This is a genomic window from Streptomyces sp. SID14478 (assembly GCF_010548525.1).
In the GTDB taxonomy this organism is placed as follows: domain Bacteria; phylum Actinomycetota; class Actinomycetes; order Streptomycetales; family Streptomycetaceae; genus Streptomyces.
On sequence record NZ_JAAGMG010000392.1, the window covers coordinates 1 to 5,573 of the forward strand.

Consider the following 5,573-nt stretch of genomic DNA (forward strand, 5'->3'; position numbering starts at 1 on the left):
GACGGCTGGGCGGCCGCGCGGCACTGGCCCGAGGGGTCCGTGTTCGCGCTGTGCGCGGTGCTGCGCAGCCGGGGCCGCACGCTCGGGGTGGTGACGTTCCTGCGGGGGCCGAGCCGGACGCGGTTCGAGCGCGGGGACGCGATGTACGCGGAGAGCGTGGCCGCGCGGATCGCTGCCGCGGTGGATCTGGCGCGGGTCGGTCCGTAGCGCCCCGCGGGGCCTCAGTGCTGGTAGAAGATCCGGTCGCGGTACTCCGCGAAGACGCGGGCGTTCCAGTCGTGGCCGCCGTCCACGTTGCCCGAGCGGAGCAGGGGTGGCTGGATGCCGCGGTCGGCGAGGACGGTGGCGCAGGTGGCCAGCGTCGCCTGCATCAGGGCGCTGGTGGTGACGGTGGAGGCGGAGGCGAAGGGGGCGTCGACGCCCTCGTGGGAGAGTTCCGCGTCGCCGACGTCGATCTTCGAGTCCAGGACGACGTCGCAGTGGTCGCGCAGGTACGTGCCGGAGGCGTGGCGGGACTTCGGGGCGTCAGGGCCGGTGGCGTACGCGAGTGAGGTCACGCCGATCACCTTCAGGCCCAGTGCCCGGGCGTTCATGGCCATTTCCACGGGCAGGGCGTTGCGGCCGGACAGGGAGATGATGACGAGGGCGTCGCCTGCGGTCGCGGGGCTGGAGTCCAGGACCGCCGCGGCCAGGCCGTCGACCCGCTCCAGGGCCGAGCCGAGCGTGGCCGGCATGACGTCCACGCCCACGGCGCCGGGCACGGCCATCAGGTTCATCAGGGCGAGGCTGCCGGCGCGGTAGACGACGTCCTGCGCGGCGAGCGAGGAGTGGCCCGCGCCGAAGGCGAAGAGGCGGCCGCCCGCGACGACGGTGTCGGCGAGCAGGGTGCCGGCGGCGGTGATGTTCTCCCGCTCCTCGTCACGGACCCGCTGCAGCAGGCCGATCGCGGCGTCGAGGTACTGCAGGGCCGGCGTGCTCCCGCTCATCGGCATAACCCCTTCATGGCGTCTGTGTCGCGGATCACGGTGCGGTCTGGACCAGGGCTGTGTCAATACGGTCCGGAGCCCCGCGACGGGGCCGTGGAGGCGCCGGGAGCGGGCCGGGAGGGCGCCGTTTCCCCGGCGCGGCACGGTTGTCAGCGGTATGCGTCAGAATTGGGGGCAGGGCAGGTCCTGTCGTCAATCTCCCGTCTGCCTCACGGCGTCCGGCACGCGCTCCCGCCGCAAGGCCCGCTCTCGGGCGGACGGCGGGAGTTTGACGACAGGACCTGCGCACGAGCGTCGCCGGTGAGCCAGCGGAGCCGCCGCGAAGCAGAGAGCTACACGAGGGGCACGTATGTCCGGACTGATCGACACCACGGAGATGTACCTCCGCACCATCCTCGAGCTCGAAGAGGAAGGTGTGGTCCCCATGCGCGCCCGGATCGCCGAGCGGCTCGACCAGAGCGGCCCGACGGTCAGCCAGACCGTGGCCCGCATGGAGCGCGACGGTCTGGTGGCCGTCGCCGCCGACCGGCACCTGGAGCTGACCGACGAGGGCCGCCGGCTCGCCACGCGCGTGATGCGCAAGCACCGGCTCGCCGAGTGCCTGCTGGTCGACGTGATCGGCCTGGAGTGGGAGCAGGTGCACGCGGAGGCCTGCCGCTGGGAGCACGTGATGAGCGAGGCCGTCGAGCGGCGCGTGCTCGATCTGCTGCGCCACCCGACCGAGTCGCCGTACGGGAATCCGATCCCGGGCCTGGAGGAGCTGGGCGAGAAGGACGGGGCGGACCCGTTCCTGGACGAGGGCATGGTCTCGCTCGCCGATCTGGACGCCGGGGCGGACGGCAAGACCGTCGTCGTGCGGCGCATCGGCGAGCCGATCCAGACGGACGCCCAGCTGATGTACACGCTGCGCCGGGCGGGTGTGCAGCCCGGTTCCGTGGTCAGCGTGACGCAGTCGCCGGGCGGTGTGCTGGTGGGCAGCAGCGGTGAGGCGGCGGAGCTGGAGGCGGACATCGCCTCGCATGTGTTCGTGGCGAAGCGCTGACCCGGGCGCGCAGCGGGTGCGCGCGTCAACTTCCGTGACCTGACGGGCAGTTGGTTCCTCGCGGTACGGCGGGCGTTTTGGCGCAGAAAGCAAGATTCACTGTGCGGAATCGCAGCGCTGCCGCGCCGCGCGTGCAAGGCTGTCGCGTGAGGCATATGACCGGAGGGGGCCTGGTATGGACCTGCCGTTCGGCGCGCGACGGGTGCGGGGGGCGCTCGCAGCAGAGGGCCCCGGCGCCTTGCGGCGCCGGGGCCTGTCCTCCCCTGTGCTGACCCGGAGCCCCGAGCTCCCAGGGTCATCCCCTTCGGACCGATTTCCCCGAGCGGTCCGCCTCCCGAGAGAGAGATCCCCTCGGCGACGCAGGTCATTCCTTGAGCGATGTCACTCAAACGAGGGGTGTTGCCGAAGAGCACCACGTTTTCGAAAATGGGTTCGATAACGTGCGCGGGTACGCGACTGCAGGCGCGACCACAAGGGGGTGCCAGGGCCTATGGCACGGCGTATCGACGTGACGGGGACGGGCGGGGCCCGCCTGGCCGCCTGGGAGTTCGCCGACCCGCCCAAGACGGGCGACGGCGGGCGCACGCCCGGCGTCCTGTTACTGCACGGCCTGATGGGCCGGGCGTCCCATTGGGCCGGCACAGCGCGCTGGCTCTCCGAGCGGCACCGCGCGGTCGCCCTGGACCAGCGGGGCCACGGTCAGAGCGACAAGCCCCCGCAGGGCCCGTTCGACCGTGAGGCGTACGTGCTGGACGCGGAGGCCGCCCTGGTGCAGCTGGGGCTCGAACCGGCCGTTCTCATCGGGCACTCCATGGGCGCGCTCACGGCGTGGCAGCTCGCCGCCCGGCGCCCCGACCTGGTCCGCGGCCTGGTCATCTGCGACATGCGGGCCTCGGCCCTCGGCGCCGCCTCCCAGCGGGAGTGGGAGGACTGGTTCAAGGCGTGGCCGCTGCCGTTCGCCACGCTCGCCGACGTACGCAAGTGGTTCGGCGAGGACGACCCCTGGGTGGAGCGGCCCAATCCGGCGCGCGGCGGCTTCTACGCCGAGGTGATGACCGAGTCGTCGGACGGCTGGCGCCCGGTGTTCTCCCGCCGCCAGATGCTGCAGGCCCGCTCGACGTGGGTGTTCGACGCGCACTGGGAGGAACTGGCGGCCGTGCAGTGCCCCGCGCTCGTGGTGCGCGGTCTCGACGGGGAGCTGGGCCGGGCCGAGGCGCAGGAGATGGTCCGGGTCCTGCCCCGGGGCCAGTACGCGGAGGTGGCCGACGCCGGTCACCTGGTCCACTACGACCAGCCCGCGGCCTGGCGCGCGGCGATCGAGCCGTTCCTGGACGGGGTGCTGGCGGAGCTGTAGCGGCCCGGTCCTCAGGGACTGAGCCGCTCGACGCGCCAGCCGCCGTCGGCGCCGGCCGCGTAGCGGAGCCGGTCGTGCAGGCGGTTCTCCCTGCCCTGCCAGAACTCGACCGTCTCCGGCGCGACCCGGAAGCCGCCCCAGTGCGGCGGCACGGGAACCTCCGCGCCCACCGGGTAGCGGAGCACCAACTCCTCGTACGAGGCGTCGAGTTCGGCCCGGGTCCGCAGCACGGACGACTGGGCGCTGGCCCATGCGCCGAGCCGGGACCCGTGCGGCCGCGAGCGGAAGTACGCCGCCGTCTCCTCCCGCGACGTCCGCGCGGCCGTCCCGGTGACCTGGACCTGACGGCCCATCGAGTGCCAGGGGAACAGCAGCGCGATGCCCGGGTTGACGGCCAGCTCGCGGGCCTTGCGGGAGCCGTAGTTGGTGTAGAAGACGAAGCCCGCGTCGTCGTACGACTTCAGCAGGACGGTACGGGAGCTGGGGCGGCCCGTGGCGTCCACGGTGGAGACGACCATCGCGTTCGGCTCGGCCAGCGGGGAGCCGGGGGCCGCCGCTTCCTTGAACCAGCGCGCGAACTGGTCCATGGGGTGCGCGGCGAGGTCGGTCTCCAGGAGGCCGCCGGGGTGGGTGCGGTACTGCTCGCGCATGGCGGCGGGATCGGGCACGGGGCTCTCGTGGGCGCTCACGGCGTCATCCTGCCGGACGGAGGTCCGCGGAGTGAAACATGGCACTGAGTGCCGCCGCCTCTCGCCAAGTGTGGCACCGAGGGCTATCTTCCAGGGACCGGAACGGTTGAGTCGCATGCCGTACGGGGCATCACGGGTGTGAGCGACCCGGAGCGCGAGCGGTGGACGAACCGCCGCGCATCCGTCCCCCACCAGATCGAGTCCACCGCGTCCACGCATCACGAGGAGCCGCCTGATGTCCGACACTGACCCCTCCTTCGTACCCGGCCTCGAAGGCGTCGTCGCGTTCGAGACGGAGATCGCCGAACCGGACAAGGAGGGCGGCGCCCTGCGGTACCGGGGCGTCGACATCGAGGACCTGGTCGGCCACGTGTCGTTCGGCAACGTGTGGGGCCTGCTGGTCGACGGCGCCTTCGACCCCGGTCTGCCGCCGGCCGAGCCCTTCCCCATCCCCGTCCACTCCGGGGACATCCGCGTCGACGTCCAGTCCGCGCTCGCCATGCTCGCGCCCGTGTGGGGCCTGAAGCCGCTGCTCGACATCGACGAGAAGCAGGCCCGTGACGACCTGGCCCGGGCCGCCGTCATGGCCCTGTCGTACGTCGCCCAGTCCGCCCGGGGCCAGGGCCTGCCGATGGTGCCGCAGAGCGAGATCGACAAGGCGCAGTCCGTCGTCGAGCGCTTCATGATCCGCTGGCGCGGGGAGCCCGACCCCAAGCACGTGGCGGCCGTCGACGCGTACTGGACGAGCGCCGCCGAGCACGGCATGAACGCCTCGACCTTCACCGCCCGGGTCATCGCCTCGACCGGCGCCGACGTCGCCGCCGCGCTGTCCGGTGCCGTCGGCGCCATGTCCGGGCCGCTGCACGGCGGCGCCCCCTCCCGGGTCCTCGGCATGATCGAGGAGATCGAGCGGACCGGGGACGCCGACGCGTTCGTGCGCCGGGCGCTGGACAAGGGCGAGCGGCTCATGGGCTTCGGGCACCGGGTGTACCGGGCCGAGGACCCGCGGGCGCGCGTGCTGCGCCGGACCGCCCGCGAACTGGGCGCCCCGCGCTTCGAGGTCGCCGAGGCGCTGGAGAAGGCCGCGCTGGCCGAACTGCACGCACGGCGGCCCGACCGGGTGCTCGCCACGAACGTGGAGTTCTGGGCGGCGATCGTGCTCGACTTCGCCGAGGTGCCCGCGCACATGTTCACGTCGATGTTCACGTGCGCCCGTACGGCGGGGTGGTCCGCGCACGTTCTTGAGCAGAAGCGGACGGGTCGGCTCGTCCGTCCCTCGGCGCGCTATGTGGGGCCCGGGTCTCGCCAGCCGGAGAGCATTGAGGGGTTCGCCGATATTGCCGCCCGGTAGCCGGCGGGTTCGCGACTGATCGCGGCTGCGGGCCGGTGGGGGCTTCTCGCGCAGTTCCCCGCGCCCCTGGAAGGCTTGCGGCCTCGCCGCTTGCCTTCCTAGGGGGATGGCGCACGCAGTGCGCATCTCAGGGGCGCGGGGAACTGCGCGA

At 72.8% G+C, this 5,573-nt stretch carries 5 protein-coding genes and 1 pseudogene; 4 read left to right on the forward strand and 2 right to left on the reverse strand.

Going from position 1 to position 5,573, the window contains the following annotated elements; genetic code table 11:
• Window positions 1-207, forward strand: a pseudogene (locus G3I40_RS13040) (diguanylate cyclase); the annotation flags it as partial.
• A 14-nt stretch (window positions 208-221) separates the two neighbouring features.
• Here G3I40_RS13040 and G3I40_RS13045 read toward each other — a convergent pair.
• Complete coding sequence (locus G3I40_RS13045) at window positions 222-986, reverse strand: SIS domain-containing protein (RefSeq protein WP_164302327.1); 765 nt, start codon at window positions 984-986, stop codon at window positions 222-224.
• A gap of 349 nt (window positions 987-1,335) precedes the next feature.
• On the opposite strand from G3I40_RS13045, the gene G3I40_RS13050 reads away from it, so the two are divergent.
• Together G3I40_RS13050 and G3I40_RS13055 are read left to right on the forward strand one after the other, a co-directional pair.
• Window positions 1,336-2,028, forward strand: a complete 693-nt coding sequence (locus tag G3I40_RS13050) for a metal-dependent transcriptional regulator (protein ID WP_164302328.1) — start codon at window positions 1,336-1,338, stop codon at window positions 2,026-2,028.
• 490 nt (window positions 2,029-2,518) lie between these two features.
• On the forward strand, window positions 2,519-3,382 hold the full coding sequence (locus G3I40_RS13055) for an alpha/beta hydrolase (RefSeq protein WP_164302329.1): 864 nt from the start codon (window positions 2,519-2,521) through the stop codon (window positions 3,380-3,382).
• A gap of 11 nt (window positions 3,383-3,393) precedes the next feature.
• On the opposite strand, the gene pdxH is transcribed toward G3I40_RS13055, so the two are convergent.
• Window positions 3,394-4,032, reverse strand: coding sequence for a pyridoxamine 5'-phosphate oxidase (pdxH, locus tag G3I40_RS13060; protein WP_164302331.1), 639 nt, complete (start codon window positions 4,030-4,032; stop codon window positions 3,394-3,396).
• A gap of 274 nt (window positions 4,033-4,306) precedes the next feature.
• On the opposite strand from pdxH, the gene G3I40_RS13065 reads away from it, so the two are divergent.
• The gene (locus G3I40_RS13065) at window positions 4,307-5,422 is read left to right on the forward strand and encodes a citrate synthase 2 (RefSeq protein WP_164302330.1); all 1,116 of its coding nucleotides are present in this window, start codon (window positions 4,307-4,309) and stop codon (window positions 5,420-5,422) included.
• The last annotated feature ends 151 nt before the right edge of the window (window positions 5,423-5,573 follow it).

Coding starts and splice junctions, on each gene's coding strand:
- G3I40_RS13065 (WP_164302330.1), top strand. CDS start 4,307: ATGTCCGACACTGACCCCTCCTTCGTACCCGGCCTCGAAGGCGTCGTC.
- G3I40_RS13050 (WP_164302328.1), top strand. CDS start 1,336: ATGTCCGGACTGATCGACACCACGGAGATGTACCTCCGCACCATCCTC.
- G3I40_RS13055 (WP_164302329.1), top strand. CDS start 2,519: ATGGCACGGCGTATCGACGTGACGGGGACGGGCGGGGCCCGCCTGGCC.
- pdxH (WP_164302331.1), bottom strand. CDS start 4,032: ATGCGCGAGCAGTACCGCACCCACCCCGGCGGCCTCCTGGAGACCGAC.
- G3I40_RS13045 (WP_164302327.1), bottom strand. CDS start 986: ATGAGCGGGAGCACGCCGGCCCTGCAGTACCTCGACGCCGCGATCGGC.